Genomic DNA, 1425 nt, shown 5'->3' with positions numbered 1-1425 from the left:
GGTTGCGTCCGGCAGGGTGGTGTATCAGCCGGATCGTCCGGTGTGACCGGCGTGTCGTAGCCGGAAAGGAGATGGCCACCGCGTGATCCTTCAAGACGACCAAGTCCACGAAGGAGACATCACGCGATGACCGATATCCAGCCTATCGACCCGAGCCAGCCGTTCGGTGAACAACTCGCCGCAGCGAGCCCGGATCTGCTCCGGCAGATGCTCGCCACGTTCATCTCCACGATGATGAGTGCCGAGGCCGACGCCGTGTGCGGCGCCGAGTACGGCCAGCGCAGCGACGAACGCACGAATTCTCGCAACGGCTACCGCCACCGCGACTTCGACACTCGTGTCGGCACGATCGACGTCGCGATCCCCAAACTGCGTCAAGGCTCCTACTTCCCTGATTGGCTCCTCGAGCGCCGCAAACGCGCCGAACGTGCCCTGACCAGCGTGGTCGCGACCTGCTACCTGCTCGGGGTCTCGACCCGGCGGATGGAGAAACTCGTCGAATCCCTCGGGATCACCAGTCTGTCGAAGTCGCAGGTGTCGGTCATGGCCGCCGACCTCGACGCCCAGGTCGAAGCGTTCCGCACCCGCCCGTTGGATCAAGGCCCTTACACGTTCGTCGCCGCCGACGCGTTGGTGCTGAAAGTGCGGGAGAACGGTCGCGTGGTCAACGTCCACGCCCTGGTCGCGACCGGCGTCAACGCCGACGGCTACCGCGAAATCCTCGGCATCCAGGTCACCTCCGGTGAAGACGGCGCCGGCTGGCTGGCGTTCTTCCGCGATCTGGTCGCCCGCGGCCTGACCGGGGTCAAGCTCGTCACCTCCGACGCGCATGCCGGCCTCGTCGCCGCGGTCGGCGCCACGCTGCCAGGCGCGAGTTGGCAACGCTGCCGCACCCATTACACCGTGAATCTGATGTCGATCTGCCCGAAATCGTCGTGGCCGTGGGTGCGGACTCTGCTGCACTCGGTGTTCGACCAGGCCGACACCGAATCCGTTCACGCACAATACGATCGGATGCTGGACGCTCTCGGTGAGAAGCTCCCGAAAGTCGCTGAACACCTCGACACAGCACGCACAGACCTGCTCGCGTTCACGGCGTTCCCGAAACAGATCTGGCGCCAGATCTGGTCCAACAACCCGCAAGAACGATTGAACAAAGAGATCCGACGCCGCACCGACGTCGTCGGCATCTTCCCCGACCGCGGCTCGATCATCCGCCTCGTCGGCGCCGTCCTGGCCGAACAGCACGACGAATGGATCGAAGGCAAACGCTACCTCGGCCTGGAAGTCCTCGCCCGAGCCCGCGCGACCACCACCGACGAACCCGACGAACAGGAGGACACCACCCCCGCAGAACTCACCGCCTGACCGAACAACCGATCACGCGGTGACCAACTCCGTTACACCACACCCCAGGACTTGACC

1 protein-coding gene is annotated in these 1425 nt (G+C 64.9%); it reads left to right on the top strand.

Annotation, left to right across the window (positions count from 1 at the left end):
* Window positions 1-126 precede the first annotated feature (126 nt).
* A complete protein-coding gene (locus DFR74_RS35225; RefSeq protein ID WP_113975439.1) occupies window positions 127-1368 on the top strand; it encodes an IS256 family transposase in 1242 nt (413 codons plus the stop codon).
* Window positions 1369-1425 lie beyond the last annotated feature (57 nt).

It is taken from the genome of Nocardia puris (assembly GCF_003315035.1).
Taxonomy (GTDB): domain Bacteria; phylum Actinomycetota; class Actinomycetes; order Mycobacteriales; family Mycobacteriaceae; genus Nocardia; species Nocardia puris.
Note: the sequence above shows the minus strand (reverse complement) of the source record. Positions and strands in the feature narration are given on the sequence as shown.